Source organism: Xanthomonas sp. SHU 308 (genome assembly GCF_000364645.1).
GTDB classification, from domain to species: domain Bacteria; phylum Pseudomonadota; class Gammaproteobacteria; order Xanthomonadales; family Xanthomonadaceae; genus Xanthomonas_A; species Xanthomonas_A sontii.
Window position 1 is genome coordinate 1 of record NZ_AQOK01000581.1, and the last position, 673, is coordinate 673.

Genomic DNA, 673 nt, shown 5'->3' on the forward strand with positions numbered 1-673 from the left:
AAGCGCGCCTGCAGCCAGGCGCCGTCCGCGGCGTCGTCGGCGTCGCCGCGCGGCAGCCACAGGCACAGCAGGCCGGCGCCGTCGTCCGCGCTGGCCAGATCCTCGCGCAGCGCGCGGTAGCTGCCTTTGTCGGCGCGGCGCCGGGCCAGGGTGATCAATCGGCACAGGCGCTGGTAGCCATGCAGGGTCTCGGCCAGCAGCACCAGCTTGGGGCCATGCTCGAACTGCATCTCGCTGCCGACGATGAGGTGTAGGCCCATGTCCCGGGCCGCCTGCCACGCGCGCACGATGCCGGCCAGGCTGCATTCGTCGGTGATCGCCAGGGCGCGGTAGCCATGGTGCAGCGCGCGCTCGCACAGTTCCCAGGGATGCGAGGCGCCGCGCTGGAAGCTGAAGTTGGACAGGCAATGCAGTTCGGCGTAGTCGGGCAGGGTGGAGTCCACAGGAGTGGACGGCACGCTGGCGGCGGGCGCGCTGGTTGGCGCAGGGGCAGGCGTCGGCAGCAGCCGCAGGCGCGGCGGCATGCGCGGATGCGGCGGGGTGTGGCTCATGCGAACCAGCCGTGCAGCATCAGTGCGTCCGGCGCGTCGGCCGGGGCGAAGGCCCAGGCGCGCTGGCCCTGGCGGGTGCGCACGACGTAGTAGTCGCGGCGCACGTCGCCGTCGTCCCACCA

1 protein-coding gene and 1 pseudogene are annotated in these 673 nt (G+C 73.1%); both read right to left on the reverse strand.

Features of this window, described 5'->3' with window-relative positions; all coding sequences use genetic code 11:
- The coding region (locus D588_RS25120) for a PHP domain-containing protein (protein WP_198526782.1) at positions 1 to 443 on the reverse strand (443 nt) is incomplete at its 3' end.
- 104 nt (positions 444 to 547) lie between these two features.
- Positions 548 to 673: pseudogene (locus D588_RS27345) on the reverse strand (DNA polymerase Y family protein); the annotation flags it as partial.